This window comes from Microbacterium sp. cf046, assembly GCF_900114345.1.
Classification (GTDB): Bacteria; Actinomycetota; Actinomycetes; order Actinomycetales; family Microbacteriaceae; genus Microbacterium.
The window spans coordinates 634,090-660,762 of sequence record NZ_FOZJ01000002.1; the positions used below are offsets into that span (position 1 = coordinate 634,090).

Below are 26,673 nucleotides of genomic sequence, written 5' to 3' on the forward strand. Positions count from 1 at the left end.
CGTTCCTCACAGGTCGAGGTCGGGCACGTCGACCCGGACTCTGAGTGTATTGCGCGCGCCCGGGGTACGAGACTTGGGATTCCTCCGCACGCGCAGGGCGTCGGCCACCAGGGAGCCTCGGAGGCTCCCCGCCACGGCCGCTCCGTGGGCGTAGTCGAAGCGCACCAGCGCGCGCACCGCGTCGCCGTCGGTGGTGACGCCAGGCTGTCGCGTCGCAGGCGAGACGGCGACGGGCCCGAGCACGGCTTCGTCGTCGAGCGTCGGGACCGCATCGCGGAGGGCGCTCAACGCGGTCTCCAGCGCACGTCGACTGCCCTCGAGCGCTGCGACGCGCACCGTCGGCGGCATGCGCAGCGGGGCGCGGTCCGCCAGCTCGGCGCGGGCATAGGCGGGTTGGGTCCAGGTCGCCAAGGCTCGGGCGACGGGCCCGGTCACCCCGACCAGATGCACGGGCGACCCGGGCGCCGCGAGCGCGGCGGCGTTCGACCACCACCGCAGGCAGGACTCGCCGATCCGCAGGTCTTCGGACTGCAGCATCCGATCGCCGTCGAGCAGGACGACCGCCCGGTATCCCCCGTCGGCGATCGGCTCCGCGCCGCGGGTCGCGACCACGAGCGCGGGACGGTCTTCGACATGCAGCACCGGATGCTCGCCGTCCGCGACGATGATCCGGGTGTCGGGGAATGCGCGTCCGAGCTCATCGGCAGTGCGCTCGCTGCCGGATGACGCCATCCTCACTCGCACCGACGCGCATTTCGGGCAGACCCACGCCGTCGCGACACGTCCGCACCATGCGCATTCGGGCGCGGCGCCGCGGCGGGCGGCATGCAGCGGTCCGCCGCAGTGCGCGCAGCGGGCCGGGGTGCGGCAGTCCGCGCACACGAGCACCGGCGCGTAGCCGGGCCGCGCCACCTGGACCAGCACCGGGCCGGTCTTGAGTGCCTCGCGCGCCGCCGCGAATGCCGCCGATGGCACTCGCGCGCCGCGCGACTCGCCCTCCTTGGTGGCGCTCAGCACGACGCGTGGTGAAGCCCGCCGCGCTGCTGATACGTCACGCACGAATCCGAGCCCGACCAGACGTTCGATGTCGGTCGTCCGGGTGTGCCCGGCGAAGATCAGTGCGCAGTCGTCGAGCTCCTGCCGGATCAGGGCGGCGTCCCGCGCGTGCACCCCGGGGCTGAGCGGTTCGGCCAGGAGCGGATCGCCGTCGTCCCAGAGCGCGATGAGCCCGAGGCGGTGCACCGGCGCGTACACCGAGGAGCGGTTGCCCACGACGATGCACGGCGACGACGCCAGCATGCGCAGGAAGGCCGAGTAGCGGGCAGGCGAGGTCTGCCGTGCGTCGTTGCGGATGATCGCATCGGCCGGCGCGCGCCCGGCGAGCGCCGCCTCGAGCTGCGCCTGATCGCGATGATCGGGCACGACGAGGATCGCACTCCGACCCGCCGCGAGCGTCCGCACGGCGGCGGCCGCGATGAGGACGGCCCACGCGCCGACGGTGGCGCGGGTCTCGAGCCGAGCAGGCTCGGGTGGCGCGTCGAATGCCCCACGTCCGCGGTGATCGAGGCAGTCGATCAGCGCGGGATACGGCGCGAGGCGCGAATCCGCCCAGCCGCGCGACTGCGCGTCGACGTCGGGGGCAGCGGGCGGCTCCGCGGCCATCCACGCCTTCTCGGCGCGCACCATGCGCTTGGGGATCGCGAGCCTCAGGATGTCCGTGGCCGATCCGGCGGCGCGATCCGCGGCTCGCCTGGCCAGCGCGTACAGTCCGGGCGTGAGGACCTCGGTCGGCGAGACGACCGCCTCCACATCCGAGAGCGGCCGGTCTGCGGCGTCCGCCTCCCCCACCTCGACGACGAGCGCGTCGATGACCCGCCCTGCGCTGCGCAGCGGGACGCGCACTCGAACCCCGGGCCGGACGGCCGAGCGCAGTTCGTCGGGAATCGCGTAGTCGAACAGGCGGTCCAGCTGAGGGAGGGGCGAATCGACCAGGACGCGCGCGACGTGCCGCGCGGTCATCTCAGAGCCCGGAGGCCGCGCGCAGATCGTCGACGCGGTCGGTGCGCTCCCAGGTGAAGTCGGGCAGCTCTCTGCCGAAGTGGCCGTACGCGGCGGTCTGCGCGTAGATCGGACGCAGCAGGTCGAGCCGGTCGATGATGGCCTTCGGTCGCAGGTCGAAGACGTCGAGGATCGCCCGTGTGATGACCGCGTCATCGACATGACCGGTGCCGAACGACTCGACGTACAGCCCGACCGGGTTCGCCTTGCCGATGGCATAGGCGATCTGCACCTCGAGCCGATCGGCGAGGCCCGCCGCGACCGCGTTCTTGGCGACCCAGCGCATCGCGTAGGCGGCGGAACGGTCGACCTTGGACGGATCCTTGCCGCTGAACGCGCCGCCGCCGTGCCGGGACGCTCCACCGTAGGTGTCGATGATGATCTTGCGCCCGGTCAGCCCCGCGTCGCCCTTGGGGCCGCCGGTGACGAACGGCCCGGCCGGGTTGATGTAGAACTTGACGTCCGGCACGTCGAGGCCGGTCGCCTCGAGCACGGGATCGATCACCTCGGCGCGCACCGCCGCGCGCAGCGCCTTCTGCGAGATGTCGGGGTGGTGCTGTGTCGAGAGCACGACGGATTCGACGGTCTTCGGCGTCTGCCCGTCGTAGCCGAGAGTCACCTGCGTCTTGCCGTCCGGACGCAGGAACGGCAGCGCACCGGAACGGCGCACCTCTGCGAGTCGCTCGGCCATGCGGTGCGCGGTCCAGATGGCCATCGGCATCAGTTCGGGCGTCTCGGTCGTCGCATAGCCGAACATGATGCCCTGGTCGCCGGCGCCCTGCTCGTCGCGCGGATCGGTCGAGCCGTCCTCGCGGCGCTCGAACGCCTTGTCGACGCCCGCCGCGATGTCGGAGGACTGAGCGCCGATCGACACGCTCACGCCGCACGAGTCACCGTCGAAGCCGGTGTCGCTCGAGGTGTAGCCGATGCGATTGACGACACCGCGGACGATGGCCGGGATCTCGACGTAGGCGCTCGTGGACACCTCGCCTGCGACGTGGACGAGGCCGGTCGTGACCAGCGTCTCCACGGCGACCCGTCCGTTCGGGTCCTCCGCGAGGATCGCGTCGAGGATGCTGTCCGAGATCTGGTCGCAGATCTTGTCGGGGTGGCCCTCGGTCACGGACTCGGACGTGAACAGGCGCAGCTGTGTCATCGATGCTCCAGATGGATGGCGGAGTCGGGTGCGGGTAGGCACAAGTATGCCCACCTCGGCCGACACGGCCGAGGTGGGTGCCTCAGGGAGTCATACCCCGGCCGGTCACTCCGCCGAGCGGAGGCGCAGCTTGTCTTCGTGGATCTCGTGCAGCGCGATCGTGAGGGGCTTGTCCTCGACGGTCGAGTCGACCAGCGGACCCACGTTGTCGAAGAGGTTGCCCTCGTGCAGGTCGGAGTAGTAGTCGTTGATCTGGCGCGCGCGCTTGGACGCGTAGATGACGAGCTGGTACTTCGAGTCGACCTTCTCGAGCAGGCTGTCGATGGGGGGATCGATGATCCCCTGGTTCGTTCCGGCCATGGCGAAACCTCCTGGGTTCGTGCGGATGTCGGTGGAAGGGTGACGGCGCCGAACGGCGCGCTAAACAGAACGCGCGGGCGCCTGAACCAATTCTACGACCTCCCGGGCGGCCGAGGCGACGTCGTCGTTCACGACCCGGAAGTCGAACTCGTTCTGCGCGGCCAGCTCGCCCTTCGCCGTGCGCAGGCGACGGGCGCGTTCCGCCTCCCCCTCCGTCCCGCGGCCGACGAGCCGCTGGACGAGTTCGTCCCAGCTCGGGGGCAGCAGGAACACGAGCGTCGCACTCGGCTCGGCGGCGCGGACCTGCCGTGCGCCCTGGAGGTCGATCTCGAGCAGCACCGTGCGACCCTCCTGGAGGGCCTCCTCGATCGGACGGCGCGGAGTCCCGTATCGGTGCGTGTTGTGCACCGTCGCGTGCTCGAGCAGCTCGCCGTCGGCGATGAGCCTGTCGAACTCGGCGTCGTCGACGAAGAAGTAATGCGCTCCGTCGACCTCGTTCGGGCGCGCGGGCCGGGTCGTCGCCGACACCGACAGGAGGATCTCGGGGTGCTGCTCGCTGATCTGCGCGGCCACGGTCCCTTTCCCCACGGCGGTCGGGCCGGCGAGGACGACGAGTCTGCTGCGGCCGCCGCGCGCTCCGTGCTCGGGCCAGCGCGAATCGAGGAATCCGCGCATCGCGCGGCGCTGCCGTGCCCCGAGGCCGCCGAGTCGCTTGACCGGCGAGATCTCCAGCTCGGCGAGGATCCGGTCCCGCTTGCCCTCGCCGATGGCGGGGAGGCTGGTGAGGAACTCCGTCACCCGCATCGTGCCCGCCGGGGATGCCGGGTCCTCGAACGCCCTGCGCAGCAGGTCCTGCGGAGTGATGACCCGGGTCGCGACATCTCGCTTGAGTGAAGCGCGCGCACGTCGTGCCGCGACGGCACGGCGGGATGCCGCCACACGGTCGACTTCGGGAGGTCGTGGGTGCGAGTCGGGCGTTCGGGGCGAGGCCCCACTGGGATCCCTGGGCTGATCAGGCATGGAAGCTCCTGTATTCCTGGATGCGGGAATCGATCGCGTCGGCGAGGCGGTTCGGGCCGCTCGCGAGCAGGCTGCGGCTCTCCGAGGCGATCACCATGGGCGCGGCGGCGCCGAAGCGCGTGACGAGGTCTTGGGGCCCGGCGCCCTGGTGACCGAATCCCGGTCCGAGGATCGGCGCGGGCGGGGCGAACGGGCTCAACCCGGCCTCGGCCCAGTCGACTGTGGCGCCGATCACGAAGCCGATACTCCCCCACGAACCCGCTTCCGTCGTGCCCGCGTTGCGGGCCGACACCTCGGCGACGATGCCGGCGGACACGGTCGAGCCGCTCGGCAGGGTCGCACGCTGGGCGGTGAAGGCGTCCGGGTTGCTGGTGGCGGCCAGCACGAAGACGCCCTTGCCGGCCCGCTCGGCCAGGCGGAAGGTGCCCTCGAGCGTGCCGATGCCGAGGAACGGATTGGCGGTGATCGCGTCCGCCTCCAGCGGCGCTCCCGGGGTGAGCCACGCTTCCGCGTATGCGTCCATGGTCGTCCCGATGTCGCCGCGCTTCGCATCGGCGATGACGAGGAGCCCGGCGACGCGGGCGGCGGCCATCACCTCTTCGAGGACCATGAAGCCCGCGGGGCCGTGGCGCTCGAAGAACGAGACCTGGGGCTTGACGATGCCGACCCGTCCGGCCGCGGCATCCACCGCCGCCAGTGCGAGCTCGCGGGCGCCGGCCGCCGTGTCCTCCAGGCCCCAGTCTGCGAGAAGTCGCGCGTGCGGATCGATGCCCAGGCAGAGCGGCCCGAACTCGGCGAGGGCGTCGCGGACCCGGTCGCCGAACCCGATCGTCGCGGTCACAGGCGGGCCGCCCGATCGGTGGCGTACTCCTGCAGGCTCTTGACGTCGTAGCCCGCACGCACCGCGTCGAACGAGCTCACCGCGGCACCGAGGACGGCCATCGTGGTGAACAGCGCCTTGTCGGCCGCCACTGCGGCCGCCCGGATCTCGTAGCCGTCGGCTCGCGCGGAGCGACCGCTCGGCGTGTTCACGACGATGTCGATCTTCCCGGCGTTGATGAGGTCGACGACATTCACCTCGCCGGACTCCTGGGTCGCGCTGAACTTGTTGACCACCTGCACATCGATGCCGTTGCGCGCGAGGATCTCGGCTGTGCCCTCGGTCGCGACGAGGGTGAAGCCGAGTTCCTGCAGACGGTGGGCGGGAAGGATGACCGCGCGCTTGTCACTGTCGGCGACCGAGATGAACACCGTGCCCGAGAGCGGCATCCCGCCGTACGCGGCCTCCTGGCTCTTCGCGAACGCCCGCGGGAAGTCCCGGTCGATGCCCATCACCTCGCCGGTGGAGCGCATCTCGGGGCCGAGCACGGAGTCGACCGTCTGGCCGTCCTTCGTGCGGAAGCGCTTGAAGGGCAGGACCGCCTCCTTCACGGAGACCGGCGAGTCCAGCGGGACGCGGGACCCGTCGATCAGGGGCAGGAGGCCCTCGGCCTTCAGCTCGGCGATCGTCGAGCCGGTCATGATCCGGGCGGCTGCCTTGGCGAGCGGGATGCCGAGTGCTTTCGAGACGAACGGCACCGTGCGGCTCGCGCGCGGGTTGGCCTCGATCACGTAGAGCACTCCCGCGCTGATCGCGAACTGCACGTTGATGAGCCCCTGGACCCCGACGCCCTTGGCGATCGCGAGCGTCGCCGTTCGCACGCGGTCGACCTCAGTCCGGCCGAGCGAGATCGGAGGCAGCGTGCAGCTCGAGTCGCCCGAGTGGATGCCGGCCTCCTCGAGGTGCTCCATCACGCCGCCGATGTACAGCTCGGTGCCGTCGAACAGCGCATCCACGTCGAGTTCGATCGCGTCATCGAGGAAGCGATCGACCAGGAGCGGCATCCCCGGTCCGATGATGGCCTGGTCGGCGATCCGATCGAAGTAGTCGTGCAGACTCGCGGTGTCGTAGATGATCTCCATCCCGCGGCCGCCCAGCACGAAGCTCGGGCGCACGAGCACCGGGTACCCGATCTCCTCCGCGATCGCGACCGCGCCGTCGGCGTCGATCGCGGTGCCGTGACGGGGGGCGATCAGACCGGCGTCGTCGAGCAGCCGCGAGAACAGCTCGCGCTCCTCGGCCATGTCGATCGCCTCCGGGCTGGTGCCCAAAATCCGGTAGCCGGCATCCTGGATGCCCTTCGCGAGACCCAGCGGGGTCTGACCGCCGAGCTGGCAGATCACGCCGAGGATCTGGCCGGACTGCGCCTCGGCGTGCAGCACCTCGAGCACATCCTCGAGGGTGAGGGGCTCGAAGTAGAGCCGGTCGCTGGTGTCGTAGTCGGTCGAGACCGTCTCGGGGTTGCAGTTGACCATCACGGTCTCGTAGCCGGCCGCAGACAGCGCGAACGACGCGTGCACGCAGGAGTAGTCGAACTCGACGCCCTGGCCGATGCGGTTGGGGCCCGAACCGATGATGACGACCTTCGTTCGTTCCGAGGGCGCCACCTCGGTCTCGAAGTCGTAGCTCGAGTAGTGGTACGGCGTGAGCGCCGGGAACTCGCCCGCGCACGTGTCCACGGTCTTGTAGACGGGACGCAGCCCGAGCGCGTGACGGATGCCGCGCACCGCGGTCTCCGAGTCGCCCCGCAGCTGCGCGACCTGCGCGTCGCTGAAGCCGTGCTCCTTCGCCAGCCGGAGGGTGTCCACGTCCAGCTCCGGGGCCGCGTGGACGAGCGCGGCGACCTCGTTGATCAGCACGATCTGGTCCAGGAACCACGGATCGATGCCGGTCGCGTCGAACATGTGGGCGACCGTGGCGCCCTTGCGCAGCGCCTGCTGCACGACCACGATGCGGCCGTCCGTCGGCACCGCGGCGATCTCGAGGAGCTCGTCGAGCGACCGCGGCTCGTCGCCCCAGTGGAAGCTCGATCCGCGCTTCTCGAGCGAGCGCAGTGCCTTCTGCAGGGCGGTGGAGTAGTTGCGGCCGATCGCCATCGCCTCGCCGACCGACTTCATGGTCGTGGTCAGGGTGGTGTCGGCGGCAGGGAACTTCTCGAAGTTGAACCGCGGCACCTTGACCACGACATAGTCGAGCGTGGGCTCGAAGCTCGCCGGGGTCACCTTCGTGATGTCGTTCGGGATCTCGTCGAGGCGGTAGCCGATCGCGAGCTTCGCGGCGATCTTCGCGATCGGGAAGCCGGTGGCCTTGGAGGCGAGCGCCGAGGACCGCGACACGCGGGGGTTCATCTCGATCACGATGATCCGGCCGTCGCTCGGATCGACCGCGAACTGGATGTTGCAGCCGCCGGTGTCCACGCCCACCGCGCGGATGATGTCGATGCCGATGTCGCGCAGCTTCTGGTACTCGCGGTCGGTGAGTGTGAGCGCCGGAGCGACCGTGATCGAGTCGCCGGTGTGGACGCCGACCGGGTCGACGTTCTCGATCGAGCAGACCACGACCGTGTTGTCGGCCGTGTCCCGCATGAGCTCGAGCTCGTACTCCTTCCACCCGAGGATGGACTCCTCCAGCAGCACCTCGTGAGTCGGCGAGTCGTGCAGCCCCGCTCCGGCGATGCGGCGCAGGTCGGCCTCGTCGTACGCGAAGCCGGATCCGAGCCCGCCCATCGTGAAGCTCGGGCGCACCACGAGCGGGTAGCCGAGCTCTTCAGCGGCTGACAGACAGTCCTCGATCGAGTGCGCGATGCGGGATGCGGCCACGTCGGCTCCGGCATCCAGCACGAGCTGCTTGAAGATCTGCCGGTCCTCGCCCTTGTTGATCGCCTCGAAGCTCGCGCCGATCAGTTCGACGTCGTACTTGGCGAGGATCCCGTGGTTGTGCAGGTCGATCGCGGCGTTGAGCGCCGTCTGGCCGCCGAGCGTGGGCAGGATCGCGTCAGGACGCTCCTTCGCGATGATCGTCTCGATGACCTGCCAGGTGATCGGCTCGATGTACGTGGCGTCGGCGAAGTCCGGGTCGGTCATGATCGTGGCTGGATTCGAGTTGACCAGGATGACGCGCACGCCCTCCTCGCGCAGCACGCGGCACGCCTGCGTTCCGGAGTAGTCGAACTCGCAGGCCTGGCCGATCACGATCGGGCCGGAGCCGATCACCAGGACGGAGCGGATGTCATCACGCTTGGGCATTCGCGTCTTTCTTGCCGAGGTGGTCGCGGACCAGGTCGGCGAACCGGTCGAACAGATAGTTGGCGTCGTGCGGTCCGGCAGCTGCCTCAGGGTGGTACTGCACCGAGAAGGCCGGGATGTCCAGCGCCCGCAGACCCTCCACCACATTGTCGTTGAGCCCGACATGGCTCACTTCGACGCGGCCGTAGCCGTTGGGGCTGTCGAAGGCGCCCTCGAGCGGAGCGTCGACCGCGAAGCCGTGGTTGTGGGCAGTGATCTCGACGCGCCCGGTGGTCTTGTCCAGCACCGGCTGGTTGATGCCGCGGTGGCCGAAGGGGAGCTTGTAGGTGCCCAGGCCGAGCGCGCGGCCCAGCAGCTGGTTGCCGAAGCAGATTCCGAAGAACGGCAGCCCGTCATCGAGCACCCCGCGAAGCAGCTCGACGTGATCCCCGGATGCCGCGGGGTCGCCGGGCCCGTTCGAGTAGAAGACCGCGACCGGGTCGATCGCCCGGATCTGGTCGATCGTGACGTCCTGCGGCAGGACGTGCACCTCGAACCCGCGGGCGGCGAGGTTGTCGATCGTCGCCTGCTTCACCCCGAGGTCGAGCACCGCGAGGTTGCCGATCCGCTCGGCGGTGGCCGCAGTCACCTCGGCACTGCCGACCGACACGGCGGCCGAGAGATTCTGCCCGGACATCTCGGGGGCGGCCTGCACGATGCGAAGCTGCTCGGCGGGGCTGAGGCTCGCGGCATCCCCGGAGAAGATCCCCCCGCGCATGCTGCCCGCGGAGCGGATGTGCCGTGTCACCGAGCGCGTGTCGATGCCGCTGATGCCGACGATGCCGTCCGTGATCAGCGCGTCGTCGAGTGACTCATCGGCGCGCCAGTTGGACACGACGCGCGACGGGTCGCGGACGATGTAGCCCGAGACCCAGATGCGGCGCGACTCGGGGTCTTCGGCGTTCATGCCGGTGTTGCCGATGTGAGGAGCGGTCTGCAGCACGATCTGGCCGGCGTACGACGGGTCGGTCAGCGTCTCCTGATACCCGGTCATGCCGGTCGCGAAGACCACTTCGCCGAGCGTGGTTCCGCGCGCTCCATAGGCACGACCGGGGTGGCGGGTGCCGTCCTCGAGCACGAGGACCGCGGGGTCGGTGGTGAGGAGCGTCATTCGTCCGTTCCTGTCGGGGTGAGAAGGGCGCCGATCTCCGCGGAGACCGCACGGGCGGAGGCATCCTGCGGTCGGATGTAGGAGTCGACGAGGGTGTCGGGGTCGATGCGCCACGCGATGCGGACCAGACCGTCCTTCTCGACGACGCGGTCGATCGCCACGGTCGCCTGAGCAACCTCGACGATCCGCTCGGTCGGCAGGAAGAATCGCGGCTGACCGGTCAGATCGAGCGCGACCCCGGCGCTCGTGACGGTCAGGTCGGCGCGTGAGCGGAAGCCGAGCCCGCGGATCGCGAGCCGCTCGAGCGGCTCGCCGTGGCGGGTCGTGGCCACGTACAGTGCTTCATGCGTGCTGCGGATCTCGGCATCCGCCGGCGCTTCGCCCACTGGCGCGATAAGCCCGGCGTCGCGCCGGGTGCGTCGCCACCACGCCCACGCGAGGATCGCGACCAGCACGACCGCGACCGCGATCATCACGGCCAGCGCGCCCTCGCGGGTCATGCGCGCGCTCCGGGCGCATCCAGCAGCCGCCCGTCCGCCACCGTCGCGATGCCGTCGCGGAGCGTCCAGCGCACCTCGCCGGGCAGCTCGCGGCCGAGATACGGCGAGTTGACGCTGCGTCCGTGCAGGTCCGCCTTGGAGAAGGTGCGGGAGGCGGCGGGGTCGTAGAGCGTGAGGGATGCCGGCTCCCCCGCGGTCAGCGGAGTGCCGTGCCCGGCGAGCCTGCCGATTCGTGCGGGCGTGCGCGACATCACGCGGGCGACATCGGACCAGGTCAGCATGCCGGTGTCGACCATGGCGAGCTGCACGACGTGAACGGCGCTCTCCAGACCCACCATGCCGTTGGCCGCGGCCTGCCATTCGCACGCCTTGGCCTCCGCGGGGTGCGGAGCGTGGTCGGTCGCGACGATGTCGATCGTGCCGTCCGCGAGGCCCTCCCGAACGGCCCGCACATCCTCCTCGCGCCGCAGCGGCGGATTGACCTTGAAGTGCGCGTCATAACCGCGCGCGAGCTCGTCGGTGAGGAGCAGGTGATGCGGTGTGACCTCCGCAGTGACGTTCACCCCGCGACGCTTCGCCCAGCGGATGATCTCGACCGAACCGGCGGTGGACAGGTGGCAGACGTGCAGCCGAGAGCCCACGTGCTCGGCCAGCAGCACATCGCGCGCGATGATCGACTCCTCGGCGACGGCCGGCCAGCCGGCGAGTCCGAGCTCCGCCGACACGGCGCCCTCGTTCATCTGCGCGCCCTCGGTGAGGCGCGGATCCTGCGCGTGCTGCGCGATCACCCCGTCGAACGCCTTCACGTACTCGAGGGCGCGGCGCATGATGAGCGGATCCCAGACGCAGAACCCGTCGTCGCTGAAGACGCGCACGCGGGCGCGCGAATCGGCCATCGCACCGAGTTCGGCGAGGCGCTCGCCCTTCTGCCCGACCGTCACGGCGCCGATCGGCTGCACGGTCACGAATCCGGCGGCCTCGCCGAGTGCGAGCTCCTGCTCGACGACGCCCGCGGTGTCGGCGACCGGGGATGTGTTCGGCATCGCGAAGACGGCGGTGTAGCCCCCCGCCGCGGCCGCGCGCGATCCGCTCAGCACGGTTTCAGAGGCTTCGTAGCCCGGTTCGCGCAGATGCGTGTGCAGGTCGACGAGTCCGGGCAAGGCGATGAGCCCGTCCGCGTCGATGACGGTCGCTCCGGCGCGGCTGAGGGAGATGCCGGATTCGGAGATCACGCCGTCCTGCACGACCAGGTCTGCGGCTCCCCCGCCGTCGAGCTTCGCACCGCGGATCAGAAGGGTCTCGGTCATCGCACCACCACCTCCTCCTCGTTCGTCTGTCGTGCGCCGCGCTCGCCTGCCAGCAGCAGGTACAGCACCGCCATCCGCACCGAGACGCCGTTCGTCACCTGGTCGAGCACGGTCGACCGGGCCGAATCGGCTGCGTCGGCGGAGATCTCCAGGCCGCGGTTCATGGGCCCCGGATGCATCACCATGCTATCGGGGCGCAGCAGCTCGAATCTGCGCGCGTCGAGTCCCCATCGACGGGAATACTCCCGTTCAGTGGGGAAATACGCGGCATGCATGCGTTCCAGCTGGATCCGCAGCATCATGAGGGCGTCGGGTTCGGCCGCTATCGCCTCGTCGAGGTCGTAGACCACGCGCACGGGCCACGCAGACACATCGTGCGGCATGAGGGTCGGGGGCGCGACGAGCGTGACCTCGGCGCCCAGGGCATCGAGCAGCCACACGTTGGACCGCGCCACGCGCGAGTGCAGGATGTCGCCGACGATCGTGACGGAGATTCCGCTCAGGTCGCGACCGCGGCTCTCGCCGGCGAAGCGGCGCTTGCGGATCGTGAAGGCATCCAGCAGCGCCTGCGTGGGGTGCTCGTGCGTGCCGTCGCCGGCGTTGACGACGCCCGCGGTGATCCACCCGCTCGTGGCGAGCGTACGGGGAGCGCCGGAGGCCCCGTGGCGGATGACGACGGCATCCGCCCCCATCGCCTGCAGGGTCTGGGCCGTGTCCTGCAGCGACTCGCCCTTCGAGACGCTCGACCCCTTCGCCGAGAAGTTGATGACATCCGCGCTCAGGCGCTTGGCGGCGGCCTCGAACGAGATGCGCGTGCGCGTCGAGTCCTCGAAGAACAGGTTCACGACCGTCTTGCCGCGCAGCGTCGGCAGCTTCTTGACCTCGCGCAGCTGGGTGTCCGCCATGTCTTCGGCGACATCGAGGATCTCGAGGGCGTCGTCGCGGGACAGCGTCTTCGTATCGAGCAGGTGCCTCACGTGTCGGCCCCCTCGATCGTCACGAACTCCTCGCCGTCGACCTCGGCGAGACGCACGTTCACGCGCTCGTCGGAGGCGCTCGGCAGGTTCTTCCCGACGAAGTCCGGCCGGATCGGCAGTTCGCGGTGGCCGCGATCGACAAGTGTGGCGAGTCGGACCGATGCCGGACGGCCGATGTCCTGCAGGGCGTCGAGGGCCGAGCGGATGCTGCGTCCGGAGAACAGCACGTCATCCACGAGCACGACGACCTTGCCGTCGATTCCCCCCGGCGGGATCGAGGTGGGCTGGGGCGCGCGGGTCGGGTTGCGGTGCAGATCGTCGCGGTACATCGTCACGTCGAGCGCGCCGACGGGGACGGCTGCGCCGCTGAAGTCGGCGATCAGCGTTGCGATCCGATGAGCGAGTGCGACGCCGCGAGTCGGGATCCCGAGGATCACCAGACCATCCGGCCCCTTGTTGGACTCGAGGATCTCGTGGGAGATCCGAGTCAGCGCTCGGGCGATGTCGGCCTCATGCAGCACGGTTCTCGTGCTCATCCGCCGCTCCCTTCTCCGCCTCACAGGACGGGGTTAAAGGTTGCTTCGATCGATCCTACCCGACGCGCCTTGCGGTGCGCCTCCGCCTCGGTCCGGCCGCAGGCTGGCACGCTGACACCGTGGCGGAGCGAGTGCCGACGGATCCCGAGGGTCGGAGCCGCGAACTGCCGCGGTCCGGTTCCGAGTCGTTCGCCTCGCAGGATTCGAACGAGTTCGGGCGCGGCATCTCATTCCTGGATGCGATCTACGGGTTCGCCGCGACGCTCCTGATCGCGAACGTGGACGCGCCGCCCGCAGCGGCCTGGGAGAGCATGGATGCCCTCGCCGCTTCGAGCGTTCCGGCGCAGGCGCTCGGCTTCGCGCTGAGCTTCACGGTCATCGCAGTGTTCTGGCGGGTCAATGTGCGCCTGACTCGGCGCCTCCGGGGGCTGGATGCCGTCACGACCTTCATCAACATGGTCGGCGCGGGCCTGGTGATCCTCATCGCGTACACGACACAGGGCATCAGCGATCCTTCGACCGCTGATCTGGCCCTGCCGACCGCGTTCTACGCCGCGAACATCGCGGCCGTCGCCCTGTGCCAGACCGCGATGTTCCAGGTCGCCCGGGCCCGCGGCCTCGAGCGGACGCCTTCATCGTCGCGCGACAACCTCCTGGACGCCGCGGGGGCGTTGGTGACCCCCGTCGTATTCCTGGTATCGATCCCGATCGCGCTGACGTGGGGCGCGTCTGCAGGCAAGTGGACCTGGGCCGCGGCGATCGTGCTGGGTCCGCTGGTCGGGGTGCTGGTCGCGCGAGCCGGCCGCAGAGTCAAGGTGTGACGCGGCTTCCCAGACTTCTCTCGTCTCAGGCGACCGCCGGCGCATTCGCCGAGCGTGAGACGGCGTCCTCGACGTTGTGCGAGCGGATGGGGTGCCCCTGGGTCGTGAGGCACTTGCCGCTTGCGAGGTCCCACTTCCAGTCGTGCAGGCTGCAGGTGAGCACGCCTGCCTCGATCTTGCCGGTCTTGGACAGATCGGCCCGCAGGTGCGGGCACCGGCGCTGCACGACCCACTCCTCCAGCTGCACGTCCTCGGAGACGTCGGACTGCTCGGCGTACCAGTTCTCGACGTATTCGATGCGATCGCGCGACAGGCACTTCATGAACGTGTAGATGAACTCGTTGAATTTGCCGACGCGTCCGGCCTGGAACTGCATGGACAGGAAGATCGAGTTCGACCAGTCGATCTCGTGGTCGCGGATGTTCGTCGAGACCAGGTCGGCGGGGATCGTGAACCAGTAGCTCGTCTCCTCCCCCGCGTACTCGCGCAACTTCGCCTTGGGGAAGTCGACGACCATGTCGAGGTCGCCGATCGTGTAGCGCACCGGTCCCCCTACCCCCTCGCGGAAGATGCGTCCGCGCCGCAGGAGAGGCTCCCACCATTCTTTGAGCGCGGCGAGCATCTCGTCGGGCGGAAGCACCGCGGCGCGTGATGCCTCTTCGGCGACGATCTCGTCCTGCCGGGAGTCGCGCTGCTCTGCCAGATAGTCCCACTTGCTCCCGAAGATGTGCTCGATCTCGTCGTCGGAGTAGAGCGACTGCGTGACCGAGATCTCACCGTCGTTGAGGTCGACCACGGTGCCGGGGAGGTACAGGTAGCCCTTCTGCTGCGGCCGGAGCTCCTTCATGTGATCGAGGAACTCGCGCTGATCGGTGAAGATCGCGTCGTTGTCGAGTCCCAGGCCGTTGTATCGGAACAGCTCCTCGCGGAGGAACATCGGCGGCCCCGCCATCGGGAAGACGTGCTCGGCATCCACTTTCTCGATGTAGTACATGGCGCGCTTGTTCTGCGCGTCGCGCTTGAGACGCGCGAAGTTCTGCTTAGCGTCCTGCGGCAGGTCGTAGACCATCGGCCACCAGATCGCCCCGGACACCTGGGTGAAGTACGCCTGCGGGTGGCTGAAGCCGAGCAGCTTCTCCAGATCGAGCGGATGGGAGTCGTTCTGGTTGAGGATGCTCGCGGTGCCGTCGTCGACGGAGAGGCTCGAGTCGCCGATCGGCCCGTCGCTGGGCGCGCGCAGCGGCGTCACCATCACCTTGAGATCGCCGAACTCCAAGGGGACTCCGGCCTGCGTGTGGATGATGTTCTCGTAGCCGAGGGAGCGCAGGTCGTTCTCGAGGTCTTCGGTCGGGTACTCCGGCAGGAGGACCTTGATGTCCTTCGGGACATACCGATGCATCAGGGCAGGATCGAAATGGTCGCGGTGCCGGTGCGACACATACAGGAAGTCGGCATCGCCGAACTTCTCCCAGTCGAGGCCGCGGTTGTCGGGGAACGGGAACCACGACCCGAAGAACGTCGGGCCGATCACCGGATCGCACAGGATGCTGCCGCCCCGGGTTTCGATGAACATGCCCGCGTGCCCGAGACCCGTGATCCTCATGTCGCTGCCCACTCCTCAGATGCCGACGTCTTGTGAACTCACCGATTCTACGGCGCGGCCGTGCGCAGCTCCTGCGGGCGGGCCGTGGATATCCGCCGGTATCTTCGGTTCCACACCCGGCGCGCGGGCGTATCACCCGAGCGCGAACCGGCCTCTTCGAGCGAGCCGGCGTGTCCGGTGACGGAGTTCGGCGCGAAAGGAGCACGATGCGCGGATTGCGCGATCTCATCGGGCGGCTGAATGCGCCTCGGGCGAGCCGTTGGCTCATCGGCACGTCGATGCTCCTGCTGACGCTGTGGCTGCAGGCCCATCTCGCTCTGGCCGCATTGCACGACGACGGGACGACGGTGCGCAACGCGATCACCGTCTACAACAGCGGCGACGTGCGCGGACAGCTCTCCGGCGCCGTCGACTGGGTGTTCGACCGGGGTGCCGAGCTCAGCTCCGCGGACGCAGAGCTCGCATCGGTCAACGCGGCGCTTGCTGCCGCGCTGCAATCAGGAACGATCACCGCTCCGGTCTCGAGCGCGCTCGTCGACTCGCTGACCTCCGCGCGTGACGATCTGCTGGCGCAGTTCGACGGCGAGGCGCCGGTGCGGGGTCTCGCGATCGGGATCGGCCCGCTCCTGTCGGCGCTGGAGATCCCGGTGACCCCCGAGCTCGTCCAGTCCCTCGGGCTTCCGGCATCGGCGGTGCTGGCCGTCCCCGTCGCGGACGCCCAGACCGTGGAGGTCCTGCGCCAGCGCTACGGCTGGGCCGTGCTGATCGACCGGTGGGGACTCCTGGTCGGAATGATCGCCGGCGCCGCCGGAGTGATCCTCTCCGAACGCCCGCTGCGCACCCTCGCCATCGTCCTCGGCATCGGCGGAGCACTCTGCCTGCTCGCGATCCCGCTGTTCGGCGTGCTCAACGATTGGCTGGTCGGCGGCGGTGCAGGAGGGTGGTCGCCGCTGGTCGCACCGCTGGTGACCTCGGCGGTCGACCAGATCCGGCCGTGGCTGCTGCCGGTCGGTGTCGGCGCGATGATCGTCGGCGCGGCGAGCTTCGTCGGGCTGCTCCTGCTCGAGCGGCGGCGCAGTGCGCCGCGGGCACCCGAGGACGATCAGGAGGAGCGGGCGATCCGCGCGAGCACTCCGTGAACGAAGGCCCCCGAGTCGTCGGTCGAGAACTCCTTGGCGAGTTCGACCGCCTCGTCGATCGCGACCGCCGTGGGCACCTCGTCGTTGTAGAGGATCTCCCACACCGCCATCCGCAGCAGCGCGCGGTCGACGGCGGGCATCCGCGCGAGCGACCAGTCCTTCGCGAACGTCGTGATCTGCTCGTCGATCTCGTCGTGGTTGTCGATCACGCCGTCGACGATCTCACGCGCATAAAGCCATGAGGCCTCACGGGACGGCTCGTTCGCGGCGCGCTTGGCCTCCGTCGCGAGGGTGACCGCGAGGTCGTCGCCGCGGATGTCGGACTGGAAGAGGATGTCGAGGGCGCGCTTGCGCGCCTTGGTACGGGCGCTCAACGTCAGTTGACGCGGCCGAGGTAGTCACCCGTGCGGGTGTCCACCTTGACCTTGGTGCCGGTCTCGAGGAACAGCGGCACCTGGATCTCGTAGCCCGTCTCGACGGTCGCAGGCTTCGTCCCGGCCGAGGAACGGTCCCCCTGCAGCCCGGGCTCGGTGTAGGTGATCTCCAGGACGACGGATGCCGGAAGCTCGACGTACAGCGGATTGCCGTTGTTCAGCGCGATCTGGACCTGCTGGTTCTCCAGGAGGAAGTTCGCAGCATCCCCCACGACGGTGGCCGGCACGGTGAGCTGGTCGTAATCGGCGACGTCCATGAAGACGAAGCCTTCGCCGTCGTTGAAGAGGTATGTGAAGTCACGACGGTCGACGTTCTCGATCTCGATCTTCGCGCCCGCGTTGTACGTGCGGTCGACGGTCTTGCCCGACACGACGTTCTTGAGCTTGGTGCGCACGAACGCGCCGCCCTTGCCCGGCTTGACGTGCTGGAACTCGATGACGTTCCACAGCTGACCGTCGATGCTGAGGACGACGCCGTTGCGGATGTCTGCGGTGGATGCCATGGCTGAAGGAGTCCGTTTCGTGAGGAAGACTGTGGGTGAGATGCGACCCGACGTTCGATTCTACGGGATGCCCCGCCTCCGGCCCTGAACTCAGCCCTCGGACTGACCTGCGATGACCTGGATGAGCCGATCGGTCGCGGTGGCGTAGCCGGCCACTCCCTCGCCGATCACGTGGACCAGAGCGACGTCGGCGACATAGGAGTGATGGCGGAACGCCTCGCGCTCCAGGACGTTGCTGATGTGCACCTCGGCGACCGGGAGGGCGACGCCGGAGAGCGCGTCCCGCAGCACGATCGACGTGTGCGTGAGCCCCCCGGGGTTGATCACGATCCCCGAGCACGTCTCTCGCGCCGCGTGGATCGCATCGATCAGCACGCCCTCGTGGTTGCTCTGGACCGCCTCGACCTCGAAGCCGTGGGCTGCGGCCGTCTCCCGCACGAGGGCCTCGACGTCCGCAAGGGTCTGCGAGCCGTAGATCGCCGGTTCACGCGTGCCGAGCAGGTTCAGGTTGGGACCGTTGACGAGCAGAAGGCGGCGGGGGGCGGTCACGTCGGAACGATACCAGCGGTCGGCGGCTCCCCGGGTTGCATGTCGTTCCGGAGGCTTCACGTCCCGTCGGGGTCAGCCGGCGACTTCCTGGTAGGCCGCGAACAGCAGCGACTCGTCCGGTGCCTGCAGCACCGTCGGGCGGGCGATGTCATCGAGCACGATGAAGCGCAGCATCCCTGCCCGGCTCTTCTTGTCGCGCTGCATCGTCGCGAGCAGCTGCGGCCACGCACCGGCGCGGTAGGTGGTGGGCAGGCCGAGAAGCTCGAGGACGTCTCGGTGACGCTGTGCGGCGGCATCCGTTAGGCGGCCGGCCAGCCGCGAGAGCTCGGCGGCGTACATCATGCCCACCGAGATGGCTGCGCCGTGGCGCCAGCGGTAGCGCTCGGCGTGCTCGATCGCGTGTCCGAGGGTGTGGCCGTAGTTGAGCACCTCGCGCAGGCCGCCTTCGCGGAAGTCCTCCCCCACGACGTGCGCCTTCATCGTGATGGCGAGCTCGATGCAGCGGCGGAAGGACTCGCTGGACGGGTCGACGACGGCGGTGTGGTCGGCCTCGATGAGATCCAGGATCTCCGGGTACCAGATGAACCCGGCCTTCACGACCTCGGCGAATCCGGCGACGGACTCGTTCGGCGAGAGCGTGCCCAGCATGTCGAGATCGCACACGACGGCGCGCGGCGCCCAGAACGCGCCCACGAGGTTCTTGCCCTCGGCGGTGTTGATCCCGGTCTTCCCGCCGACCGCGGCGTCGACCATGCCGAGCACCGTCGTCGGCACCTGCACGACCTGAACCCCGCGCAGCCAGGTCGCCGCGACGAACCCGGCAAGATCCGTCACGGCTCCCCCGCCGAATCCGACGACGGCGTCGGTGCGGGTGAAGTCCGCCTGGCCCATGACCTGCCAGCAGAACGCCGCCACCTCGACGCGCTTGCCCGCCTCCGCGTCGGGGATCTCGGCGAGCAGCACCTCCCGGGTGCCGTCGGCCATGAGCTGCTCCCGCAGCAGGGCTGCGGCCGAGCCCAGCGTCGGCGGGTGGACGACGAGCACCTTTCGCACCGTCGGCGCGAGCGCCTCGCTGACGCGATCCAGAATGCCGCGCCCGACGACGATGTCGTAGCCGGCGTCACCGGATACGGAGATCGCTGTCGTCTCGGTCATGCGTGCTCCTCGGTCCTCTGCTGCGCCCACGTCACGATCTCGGCGACCACACCCCCGAGCGGTCCGGACGATGTGTCGAAGGTGATGTCCGCGGCCTCCTCGTACAGCCCGCGGCGCTCGGCGAAGATCCGCTGCCAGCGCGCGACCGGATCCGCGTCGGCGAGCAGCGGCCGGTCGGTGCCGTGGATCCGATGCGCCACGACGTTCGGGGACACCGTGAGGAAGACGACGCGGTGGCCTTTCAGCTCGGCGCGCGTGTCCGAGTCCAGAATCGCCCCTCCGCCCAGCGCGACGACGCCGCCGTGGCTGAGGGCTTCCGATACGGCGCCGCGCTCGATTTCGCGGAAGCGCGCCTCGCCGTATCGGACGAACAGCTCCGGGATAGGACCGTTGTCGCGCACGATCAGCTTGTCGGTGTCGCTGAAGGTCACACCGAGTGCGCGCGCGACACGGCGTCCGATGCTCGTCTTGCCGGCACCCATGGGTCCGATCAGGACGATCGCGCTACCGGGCGAGGTCATGCTCGATGAGGGCCGGATCGCTCTCGCTGGTCGTCCGGAGTCCCTCGGGGATCGCCGCGAGGTAGCCCTCGAGGTTGCGGCGCGTCTCGGCGACGCTGTCGCCACCGAACTTCTCCAGCACGACTTCGGCCAGGACGACCGCGACCATCGCCTCGGCCACGACACCGGCCGCAGGCACCGCGCAGACGTCGGATCGCTGGTGATGGGCGGACGCGGTCTCCCCGGTCGCGACGTCGATCGTGCGAAGCGAATGCGGAACGGTCGCGATGGGCTTCATGCCTGCGCGGACGCGCAGCACGGTGCCGGTCGACATCCCGCCCTCGGTTCCCCCGGCGCGATCGCTCGAGCGGGCGATGCCATCATCGGTCGCGAACAGCTCGTCGTGCGCCGCAGAGCCGCGGCGCGTGGTCGTGAGGAATCCGTCGCCGACCTCGACGCCTTTGATGGCCTGGATGCTCATGATCGCCTGGGCCAGCTTCGAGTCCAGGCGCCGATCCCAGTGGACGTGCGAGCCCAGCCCGGGCGGGAGACCGTAGGCGAGCACCTCGACGATGCCGCCGAGCGTGTCGCCCTCCCTGCGCGCGTCGTCGACCTCAGCGACCATGCGGGCGGATGTGGCGGGGTCGAAGCAGCGCAGCGGATCGGCATCGAGGGAATCGACGTCGTCGGGTGTCGGCAGGGCGGCGTCTTCGGGCACGCGTACAGGCCCGATCGAGAGGGTGTGGCTGACCAGCCGGATGCCGAGCTCCGAGAGGAATCCCCGCGCGATCGCACCGAGCGCGACGCGGGCCGCCGTCTCGCGGGCGCTCGCACGCTCCAGGATCGGCCGTGCTTCGTCGAATCCGTACTTCTGCATGCCGACCAGGTCGGCGTGGCCGGGTCGCGGCCGCGTCAGGGCGGCGCTGCGACCACGCGACATGTCGGTCAGATCGACCGGCTCCGGGCTCATCACCTCGACCCACTTCGGCCACTCGGTGTTGCCGATGCGCACCGCGATCGGGCTGCCCAGGCTGAGCCCGTGGCGCACGCCACCCGAGATCGTGAGCTCATCCTCTTCGAACTTCATGCGGGAGCCGCGGCCGTAGCCGAGCTTCCGGCGGGCGAGGTCGGCCTGGATGGCGGCGCGCGAGACGGGGACGCCGGCGGGCAGGCCCTCCATGATGGCGACGAGTTCGGGGCCGTGCGATTCGCCGGCCGTGAGCACGCGGAGCATTCGTCTAGTCTCCCACGACCGCCAGTCGCATTTCGGCGAGCACGGCATCCTCGTGATCCAGTGCGGTGTCGGGATCGCCGGTGACGAAGACCCTCACCTGCAGCAGGGCCTGGTGCAGCAGCATCCCGAGTCCCGATGTCGCCCTGCCGCCGGCACGGTCCCACGCCAGCGCCAGGGCGGTCGGCCAGTGCCCGTAGACGACGTCGAGCAGAAGTCCCCCGCCGTCCGCGAGCGAGTCGGCGACGGAGTCGTCGAGCGGTGCGTCGCCGGGGAGCGTCGCGATGGTGACGGGGGCTCCGGTGCCGGCAGCGGCCTCGAAGGGCACCCCGGTCACGTGCACGCCGAGAGATTCTCCGAGCTCGGCGAGCGGCGCGATGGCGATCGCACGACGGGCGATGACATCGACGCGCTCGGCACCGAGCTCGCTCAGCGCGACGAGTGCAGACATCGCGGTTGCGCCCGCGCCGACGATCCGCGCACGATCGATCGCATCCACGCCCTCCTCCTGGAGGGCCAGCACGATGCCGCCGACGTCGGTGTTGAACCCGCGGGGACCATGGCTCGCCAGCAGCAGGGTGTTGACCGCGCCGGTCAGCTCGGCGCGCCGGTCGCAGGCGACCGCGGCCTGGAACGCGGCACCCTTGAGGGGCATCGTGAGCGAGAGGCCACGGTGATCGCGCGACAGTCCGGCCAGCTCGGCGTCGAACGACGCCTCGGCCACGCGCCGGCGTTCGTACGTCCAGTCCAGGCCGAGCACGCGGTACGCCGCGGAGTGCAGCTGCGGTGAGCGGCTGTGCGCGACCGGGTCGCCCCACACCTCCAGTCGCGTGCCGTTCGGGTTCAGCATCCCGAGTCGGGATTGTCGCTGCACCACGCCTGCCACTGCGCGACCGCGCGATTGTGATCGGTCAGATTCGACGTGAAGACCGTCTCGCCGGTGTCGAGGTTGACCGTCACGAAGTAGAGCCAGTTCCCGTCCGCGGGGTGCATCGCGGCGTCGATCGCCGTGTCGCCGGGGTTCGCGATCGGCCCGATCGGGAGCCCGGGATGCACGTAGGTGTTCCACGGGTTGTCGTCCGTGAGGGCCTCGCCCGAGGAGCTGACCGTGCCGTCGTGCAGCTCGCCGTAGCCGTACTGCGCGGTCGAGTCCATCTGCAGCAGGCCGAACGTCTCCTGGTTGCTCGGATCCATGCGGTTCTCGATGACCCGGGAGACCTTGTAGAAGTCCGCCTCGAACCGCGCCTCGCGCTGGATGATCGACGCGATCGTGAGGATCCGCTGACGGTCCTCAACCGGGACGCCGGCCGCATCGAGCGACTGCACGGCGCGGTCGACCAGCGTCGCGATGACATCGGTCGCGGTGACGCCGGGATCGAACGTGTAGGTCGCCGGGAACAGCCAGCCCTCGAGCGTGTCGGCCGAGACGCCGTATGCGGAAGGATCGGCCACGGCCGCCTGATAGTCCTCCAGCGGGATGCCGGTTCCGTCGGCGAGGATCGGCAGGGACTGCTCGACGGTGAGCCCCTCACGCAGCTGCGCGCTGTTCTCCATCTTGTTCGCCGGATCGAGCAGGGCGGCCAGCGCAGCCTCAGAAGTCATCTGCTTCTGCAGCTTGAAGACACCGGGGACGAACGGCGGGTTCTGCGCAGTCTCGATCAGATAGTCGTAGAACGCCTCGGGGGTCTTGGTCACGCCGGCGTCGTACAGGCTCTGGGAGATCGGCGCGCCCGTGTCGCCCGAGGCGATCGTGACCAGGGCCTCGCCGTTGGCCAGACCCGGATCGTAGTCCTTGGGCTCCTCCCAGCCCATGACCTCGCGGATCTTGTCCTCGTACGTGTTCCACACGTAGAGGCCGCCCGCTGCGATCCCCCCGAGCAGCAGGAGCACGACTCCGAGGGCGATCCAGCCACCGATGCGGCGCTTGCGCTTGTCCTTCGGTGGCGGCACCTCACCGAGGCTATCGGTCGTGTGATCGCCGCTGAACAGATCCTCGAGCGTCGCGGTCGCGCCGGGGCGTGCCGTTGCGGTCTCGCCCCGCCGGCTGTACGAGGACGCGCCGGCGGCCGACCCGCCTCCGGTGAACGGCCACTCGTCGTCGTCCACGTCGGCCACGGTGGGAGTCGAGGGTGCCGGGGCTGCCGGTGCCGCCGCCGAGGGCCTAGGAGCGGATGCTGATTCGCCTGCCGATCCGGCCGCGGCCTGGCGCGCGGCGGCCTCGCGGGCTTCCCGTCTCGACATCGGCGCGGCAGGGGTTGCGGCACCGTCGGCGCGAGACGGCGTCGACCCCTCGGACGCGCCTCGAGGGGCATCCTCGCTCGTCGACCGCCGTTCACGCGGATCGGGGAGCTTGCCGAACAGATCCGCGAACGGATCGTCGAACGGCGACGGGGCATCGGGCATGTCAGGCGGGCTCCTGGGCCGGGGGAACGGGTGATCCGGCGGGCCGTCCGGTGCTCTTCTCGACATCGAGAGCTTGCTGGAGCAGAACCACGGCCGCGACCTGGTCAACAATGCTACGAGATGATCGCTGTGATCTGCCCGAATCGCGCAGCGCCGCGTGTGCGGACACGGTGCTGAGCCGCTCGTCGACGAGCCGGACGGGCCGACCGGATGCCGTGGCCAGCCCCTCGGCGAACTCGCGTGCGTCGGTCGTCGAGGCCGTGTCTTCGCCGCGCATGTTCAGCGGCAGCCCGACCAGGAGCTCACTCGCGTCGTACTCCGTGGCCAGTTCGATGATGCGTCCGATCGAGCCCTCGCCACGCGCCACGGTCTCCAGTGGCGTCGCGAGCAGCCCGTCGGGATCGCAGCGCGCGACCCCGATGCGGGCCCTGCCGACATCGATACCGAGGCGCACCCCTCGCCGGAAGCCGGTCACAGCGAGCCGAGCGCATCCTTCACGGCGCTGAGTGCGGCCGGCAGCGCCGCGGCGTCCGCGCCACCGCCCTGCGCGACGTCATCGCGCCCGCCGCCACCGCCGCCGAGCGTGGTCGCTGCGATCTTCGCGAGCGCCCCGGCACGGGCGCCGGACGCGCGTGCGGCGTCGTTCGTGGCGACGATCACGACCGGCCGACCGCCGACCTCGGCGCCGATGGCCACGACGGCCGCATCCGAACCGAGGCGGTCTCTCACGCCGAGCGCGAGAGCGCGCACATCGTCGGCGGATGACGCCGTGCCGACTGCCTCCGCGACGACGCGGTGCACGCCGACGGTCACTGCGTTCGCGGCCAGGGCAGGCACCCGATCGGTCAGCGCGCGGGATTCGAACGCCGCGATCTTCTTCTCGGCCGCCTTCAGGCTGGCCGCGAGCTCGGCGATCCTGGCGGGCAGCTGGTCACGCGGGGTCTTCAGCGTCGAGGTGAGCTGGGAGACGATCGCGCGCTCCGCGGCAAGGTCGCGGAACGCGTCCAGTCCGACGAGCGCCTCCACGCGGCGGTTCGACGCGCCCACGGAGGACTCGCCGACGAGGTTCACGAGTCCGATCTCCGCACTGGATGAGACGTGTGTTCCGGCGCAGAGCTCGCGGGACCACGGACCACCGATGTCGACCATCCGCACGGTGTCCCCGTACTTCTCGCCGAACAGCGCCATGGCGCCGAGCGACTTCGCATCGTCGAGCGACATCACGCGCGTGGTGACCTCGAGGTTGTCGCGCACCGCGTTGTTCGCGATCTCCTCGATCTCGGTGCGCGTCTCGGGCGAGAGAGCCTGCCCCCAGGTGAAGTCCAGGCGCATGTAGCCGGCGCGGTTGAGCGAACCGGCCTGTGTCGCGCTCTTGCCCAGTGTGTCGCGCAGCGCGGCGTGCACGAGGTGGGTCGCCGAGTGCGCCTGTCGGGCTGCCCTGCGGTTCACGGCGTCCACGACGGAAGTGGCGGGCTGGCCGACGCCGACATCTCCCGAAGTGACCTCCACGGTGTGGCTGATCAGTCCTGGGACGGGCTTCTGGACATCGAGCACCTCGAGCTCGTAGCCGGGTCCGACGATGATGCCCTTGTCGGCGACCTGGCCGCCGGACTCGGCGTACAGGGCGGTGTCGGCGAGGATGACCTCTGCGACCTGACCCGTCGTCGCGCGGTCCACCGAGACCCCGTCGACGAGGACGCCGAGGATCCTCGACTCGGTCTCCAGGTCGGTGTAGCCCGTGAAGACCGTCTCGCCCAGCGCACGGAACTCGCGATACACGCTGTTGTCGGCGAGTTGGCGCTTGCGCGAACGGGCGTCCGCCTTGGCCCGGGTGCGCTGCTCGAGCATGAGCGCGTCGAATGCCTGGCGATCGACGCTCAGCCCGGCCTCCTCTGCGATCTCCAGGGTCAGATCGATCGGGAAGCCGTATGTGTCGTGCAGCAGGAAGGCCTCGGAGCCGGCGATCGTCGTGCCGCCGGCCTGCTTGGTCTGCGCGACCGAGAGGTCGAGCGTGGTCGTGCCCGCGGCCAGGGTTCGCAGGAACGTCTCCTCCTCGGCGATCGCGTAGGCCGACAGGCGCGGATATTCGGTCTCGAGTTCGGGATAGGCCGCCTTCATCGCATCGCGGGACGCGGCGAACAGCTCCGGGAACGTCGGGCCGTCCACTCCGAGGAGGCGCATCGAGCGGATGCCGCGCCGCATGAGGCGCCGCAGGATGTACCCGCGCCCCTCGTTGGAAGGCGTTACGCCGTCGGAGAGGAGCATGAGCGACGAGCGCACATGGTCCGCGATGATCCGCATCCGCACGTCGTCGCCGTGGTCCGCGCCGTAGCGACGGCCGCTCAGCGCAGCGGCGAGGTCCAGGACCGGGCGCACCTGATCGGTCTCGTACATGTTCTGGACGCCCTGTTTGATGAACGCGATGCGCTCCAGGCCCATGCCGGTGTCGATGTTCTTCTGCGGCAGCTCCCCGACGATGCGGAAGTCGTACTTCGACGCCACGTCGTCGATCGCGTACTGCATGAACACGAGGTTCCAGATCTCGACGTAGCGATCGTCGTCGGTGGCCGGGCCGCCGTCGACGCCGTACGCGGGGCCCTGGTCGAAGAAGATCTCCGAGCACGGACCTGCGGGCCCGGGAAGTCCGGTGCTCCAGTAGTTCGTGTCCTTATCGAGCCGCTGGATGCGCTCTTCGGGCAGCCCGGCGATCTTCCGCCACAGGCTCGCAGCCTCGTCATCGTCCTTGTAGACGGTGACCCACAGGTCCTTGGGGTCGAAGCCGAGGCCCCCGTCGGCCTCCGACGTGGTCAGCAGCTCCCACGCGTAGGTGATCGCACCCTCTTTGAAGTAGTCGCCGAACGACCAGTTGCCGAGCATCTGGAAGAAGGTGCCGTGACGCGGCGTCTTGCCGACCTCTTCGATGTCGTTCGTGCGGATGCACTTCTGGACATCGGCAGCGCGGGGGTATGGCGCGGGCACGACGCCGCTCAGGTATGGGATGAACGGCACCATTCCCGCGACCGTGAACAGCAGGGCCGGGTCGTCGGTGACCAGCGACGCCGACGGCACGATCGTGTGGTCGCGCTCCTCGAAGTAGCGCAGGAATCGGTCGGCAAGCTCGGCGGTCTGCAATGTGAATCCTCGAA

At 69.6% G+C, this 26,673-nt stretch carries 24 protein-coding genes; 2 read left to right on the forward strand and 22 right to left on the reverse strand.

What is annotated here, in order from left to right:
- Positions 1–6: 6 nt before the first annotated feature.
- The 11 genes from BM349_RS09260 to pyrR form a co-directional block, all read right to left on the reverse strand.
- The gene (locus BM349_RS09260) at positions 7–2,019 is read right to left on the reverse strand and encodes a primosomal protein N' family DNA-binding protein (RefSeq protein ID WP_091706454.1); all 2,013 of its coding nucleotides are present in this window, start codon (positions 2,017–2,019) and stop codon (positions 7–9) included.
- Between the two features lies 1 nt (position 2,020).
- On the reverse strand, positions 2,021–3,214 hold the full coding sequence (metK, locus tag BM349_RS09265) for a methionine adenosyltransferase (protein WP_091706456.1): 1,194 nt from the start codon (positions 3,212–3,214) through the stop codon (positions 2,021–2,023).
- A gap of 105 nt (positions 3,215–3,319) precedes the next feature.
- The gene (rpoZ, locus tag BM349_RS09270) at positions 3,320–3,574 is read right to left on the reverse strand and encodes a DNA-directed RNA polymerase subunit omega (RefSeq protein ID WP_091706458.1); all 255 of its coding nucleotides are present in this window, start codon (positions 3,572–3,574) and stop codon (positions 3,320–3,322) included.
- Positions 3,575–3,634: 60 nt separating this feature from the next.
- Entirely contained in the window at positions 3,635–4,594 is a 960-nt protein-coding gene (gene gmk / locus BM349_RS09275) for a guanylate kinase (RefSeq protein ID WP_091706461.1), read from the reverse strand.
- Positions 4,587–5,435, reverse strand: a complete 849-nt coding sequence (gene pyrF, locus BM349_RS09280; protein WP_175525256.1) for an orotidine-5'-phosphate decarboxylase — start codon at positions 5,433–5,435, stop codon at positions 4,587–4,589. Before pyrF ends, gmk begins: the two co-directional genes overlap by 8 nt.
- The gene (gene carB / locus BM349_RS09285) at positions 5,432–8,719 is read right to left on the reverse strand and encodes a carbamoyl-phosphate synthase large subunit (protein WP_091706463.1); all 3,288 of its coding nucleotides are present in this window, start codon (positions 8,717–8,719) and stop codon (positions 5,432–5,434) included. Before carB ends, pyrF begins: the two co-directional genes overlap by 4 nt.
- On the reverse strand, positions 8,706–9,869 hold the full coding sequence (gene carA / locus BM349_RS09290; RefSeq protein WP_091706465.1) for a glutamine-hydrolyzing carbamoyl-phosphate synthase small subunit: 1,164 nt from the start codon (positions 9,867–9,869) through the stop codon (positions 8,706–8,708). The genes carB and carA overlap by 14 nt, the downstream gene beginning before the upstream one ends.
- Positions 9,866–10,369, reverse strand: a complete 504-nt coding sequence (locus BM349_RS09295) for a PH-like domain-containing protein (RefSeq protein WP_091706467.1) — start codon at positions 10,367–10,369, stop codon at positions 9,866–9,868. Before BM349_RS09295 ends, carA begins: the two co-directional genes overlap by 4 nt.
- Entirely contained in the window at positions 10,366–11,676 is a 1,311-nt protein-coding gene (locus tag BM349_RS09300; protein WP_091706470.1) for a dihydroorotase, read from the reverse strand. Before BM349_RS09300 ends, BM349_RS09295 begins: the two co-directional genes overlap by 4 nt.
- Positions 11,673–12,653, reverse strand: coding sequence for an aspartate carbamoyltransferase catalytic subunit (locus tag BM349_RS09305; RefSeq protein WP_091706473.1), 981 nt, complete (start codon positions 12,651–12,653; stop codon positions 11,673–11,675). Before BM349_RS09305 ends, BM349_RS09300 begins: the two co-directional genes overlap by 4 nt.
- Positions 12,650–13,189, reverse strand: a complete 540-nt coding sequence (pyrR, locus tag BM349_RS09310) for a bifunctional pyr operon transcriptional regulator/uracil phosphoribosyltransferase PyrR (protein WP_091706476.1) — start codon at positions 13,187–13,189, stop codon at positions 12,650–12,652. Before pyrR ends, BM349_RS09305 begins: the two co-directional genes overlap by 4 nt.
- 119 nt (positions 13,190–13,308) lie before the next feature.
- On the opposite strand from pyrR, the gene BM349_RS09315 reads away from it, so the two are divergent.
- Positions 13,309–14,010 (forward strand): TMEM175 family protein, encoded by a 702-nt coding sequence (locus BM349_RS09315; RefSeq protein WP_217645660.1) that lies wholly within the window; start codon positions 13,309–13,311, stop codon positions 14,008–14,010.
- 25 nt (positions 14,011–14,035) lie between these two features.
- Here the strand turns inward: BM349_RS09315 and BM349_RS09320 are convergent, their stop codons facing one another.
- Positions 14,036–15,613 carry a Rieske 2Fe-2S domain-containing protein gene (locus BM349_RS09320; RefSeq protein ID WP_091706478.1) on the reverse strand — a complete coding sequence of 526 codons (1,578 nt, stop codon included), beginning with the start codon at positions 15,611–15,613 and terminating at the stop codon, positions 14,036–14,038.
- A gap of 206 nt (positions 15,614–15,819) precedes the next feature.
- Here BM349_RS09320 and BM349_RS09325 point away from each other — a divergent pair, with 206 nt between their 5' ends.
- Positions 15,820–16,752: a hypothetical protein gene (locus BM349_RS09325; RefSeq protein ID WP_091706480.1), complete on the forward strand. Its 933-nt coding sequence runs from the start codon at positions 15,820–15,822 to the stop codon at positions 16,750–16,752.
- On the opposite strand, the gene nusB is transcribed toward BM349_RS09325, so the two are convergent.
- The 10 genes from nusB to alaS all read right to left on the reverse strand — a co-directional run bounded on the left by nusB (position 16,716) and on the right by alaS (position 26,659).
- Entirely contained in the window at positions 16,716–17,126 is a 411-nt protein-coding gene (gene nusB, locus BM349_RS09330; protein ID WP_091706482.1) for a transcription antitermination factor NusB, read from the reverse strand. The two genes, BM349_RS09325 and nusB, sit on opposite strands and share 37 nt — an antisense overlap.
- Positions 17,127–17,128: 2 nt before the next feature.
- The gene (gene efp / locus BM349_RS09335; protein ID WP_091706484.1) at positions 17,129–17,689 is read right to left on the reverse strand and encodes an elongation factor P; all 561 of its coding nucleotides are present in this window, start codon (positions 17,687–17,689) and stop codon (positions 17,129–17,131) included.
- Positions 17,690–17,779: 90 nt separating this feature from the next.
- On the reverse strand, positions 17,780–18,238 hold the full coding sequence (gene aroQ, locus BM349_RS09340) for a type II 3-dehydroquinate dehydratase (protein WP_091706487.1): 459 nt from the start codon (positions 18,236–18,238) through the stop codon (positions 17,780–17,782).
- 72 nt (positions 18,239–18,310) lie between these two features.
- Positions 18,311–19,393: a 3-dehydroquinate synthase gene (gene aroB / locus BM349_RS09345; RefSeq protein ID WP_091706489.1), complete on the reverse strand. Its 1,083-nt coding sequence runs from the start codon at positions 19,391–19,393 to the stop codon at positions 18,311–18,313.
- Entirely contained in the window at positions 19,390–19,914 is a 525-nt protein-coding gene (locus BM349_RS09350; RefSeq protein ID WP_091706492.1) for a shikimate kinase, read from the reverse strand. Before BM349_RS09350 ends, aroB begins: the two co-directional genes overlap by 4 nt.
- Complete coding sequence (gene aroC / locus BM349_RS09355; protein WP_091706495.1) at positions 19,898–21,127, reverse strand: chorismate synthase; 1,230 nt, start codon at positions 21,125–21,127, stop codon at positions 19,898–19,900. Before aroC ends, BM349_RS09350 begins: the two co-directional genes overlap by 17 nt.
- Before the next feature lie 4 nt (positions 21,128–21,131).
- On the reverse strand, positions 21,132–21,974 hold the full coding sequence (locus BM349_RS09360; protein WP_091706497.1) for a shikimate dehydrogenase family protein: 843 nt from the start codon (positions 21,972–21,974) through the stop codon (positions 21,132–21,134).
- Entirely contained in the window at positions 21,968–23,527 is a 1,560-nt protein-coding gene (gene mltG / locus BM349_RS09365) for an endolytic transglycosylase MltG (protein WP_091706499.1), read from the reverse strand. Before mltG ends, BM349_RS09360 begins: the two co-directional genes overlap by 7 nt.
- 1 nt (position 23,528) lies before the next feature.
- The gene (ruvX, locus tag BM349_RS09370; protein ID WP_091706501.1) at positions 23,529–24,002 is read right to left on the reverse strand and encodes a Holliday junction resolvase RuvX; all 474 of its coding nucleotides are present in this window, start codon (positions 24,000–24,002) and stop codon (positions 23,529–23,531) included.
- On the reverse strand, positions 23,999–26,659 hold the full coding sequence (gene alaS / locus BM349_RS09375; RefSeq protein WP_091706503.1) for an alanine--tRNA ligase: 2,661 nt from the start codon (positions 26,657–26,659) through the stop codon (positions 23,999–24,001). Before alaS ends, ruvX begins: the two co-directional genes overlap by 4 nt.
- Between the last annotated feature and the right edge of the window lie 14 nt (positions 26,660–26,673).

Coding starts and splice junctions, on each gene's coding strand:
- BM349_RS09260 (WP_091706454.1), bottom strand. CDS start 2,019: ATGACCGCGCGGCACGTCGCGCGCGTCCTGGTCGATTCGCCCCTCCCT.
- metK (WP_091706456.1), bottom strand. CDS start 3,214: ATGACACAGCTGCGCCTGTTCACGTCCGAGTCCGTGACCGAGGGCCAC.
- rpoZ (WP_091706458.1), bottom strand. CDS start 3,574: ATGGCCGGAACGAACCAGGGGATCATCGATCCCCCCATCGACAGCCTG.
- gmk (WP_091706461.1), bottom strand. CDS start 4,594: ATGCCTGATCAGCCCAGGGATCCCAGTGGGGCCTCGCCCCGAACGCCC.
- carB (WP_091706463.1), bottom strand. CDS start 8,719: ATGCCCAAGCGTGATGACATCCGCTCCGTCCTGGTGATCGGCTCCGGC.
- carA (WP_091706465.1), bottom strand. CDS start 9,869: ATGACGCTCCTCACCACCGACCCCGCGGTCCTCGTGCTCGAGGACGGC.
- BM349_RS09295 (WP_091706467.1), bottom strand. CDS start 10,369: ATGACCCGCGAGGGCGCGCTGGCCGTGATGATCGCGGTCGCGGTCGTG.
- BM349_RS09300 (WP_091706470.1), bottom strand. CDS start 11,676: ATGACCGAGACCCTTCTGATCCGCGGTGCGAAGCTCGACGGCGGGGGA.
- pyrR (WP_091706476.1), bottom strand. CDS start 13,189: ATGAGCACGAGAACCGTGCTGCATGAGGCCGACATCGCCCGAGCGCTG.
- BM349_RS09320 (WP_091706478.1), bottom strand. CDS start 15,613: ATGAGGATCACGGGTCTCGGGCACGCGGGCATGTTCATCGAAACCCGG.
- BM349_RS09325 (WP_091706480.1), top strand. CDS start 15,820: ATGCGCGGATTGCGCGATCTCATCGGGCGGCTGAATGCGCCTCGGGCG.
- efp (WP_091706484.1), bottom strand. CDS start 17,689: ATGGCATCCACCGCAGACATCCGCAACGGCGTCGTCCTCAGCATCGAC.
- aroB (WP_091706489.1), bottom strand. CDS start 19,393: ATGACCGAGACGACAGCGATCTCCGTATCCGGTGACGCCGGCTACGAC.
- BM349_RS09350 (WP_091706492.1), bottom strand. CDS start 19,914: ATGACCTCGCCCGGTAGCGCGATCGTCCTGATCGGACCCATGGGTGCC.
- aroC (WP_091706495.1), bottom strand. CDS start 21,127: ATGCTCCGCGTGCTCACGGCCGGCGAATCGCACGGCCCCGAACTCGTC.
- BM349_RS09360 (WP_091706497.1), bottom strand. CDS start 21,974: ATGCTGAACCCGAACGGCACGCGACTGGAGGTGTGGGGCGACCCGGTC.
- mltG (WP_091706499.1), bottom strand. CDS start 23,527: ATGCCCGATGCCCCGTCGCCGTTCGACGATCCGTTCGCGGATCTGTTC.